Raw genomic sequence first — 255 nt, 5'->3', positions numbered from 1 at the left:
CTGCAGTTCATCCGCCCAGGTAAGCCGGTGGAAACGCGCACATCGAAAGTTTTAACGGCCGACTGCGCGAAGAATGTTTGAACCAGCATGCGTTCGTCAGTCTCGACGATGCACGCAAGCGAGTCGAAGCGTGGCGCACGGACTACAACTCGGTGCGCCCGCATAGTGCCCTGGGGCAACTGGTGCCGGACCAATTCCGGCAACTGCATCAACCGAAAACCGACGAGCTCACTAACTTACGAATGGTGTACTCGG

The 255-nt window shown here is 57.6% G+C and carries 1 pseudogene; it reads left to right on the top strand.

The annotated features are described in order from the left end of the window. A pseudogene (locus AB4Y32_RS40615) lies at positions 1–255 on the top strand (integrase core domain-containing protein); the annotation flags it as partial.

It is taken from the genome of Paraburkholderia phymatum, assembly GCF_040965635.1.
GTDB classification, from domain to species: Bacteria; Pseudomonadota; Gammaproteobacteria; order Burkholderiales; family Burkholderiaceae; genus Paraburkholderia; species Paraburkholderia phymatum_B.
Note: the sequence above shows the minus strand (reverse complement) of the source record. Positions and strands in the feature narration are given on the sequence as shown.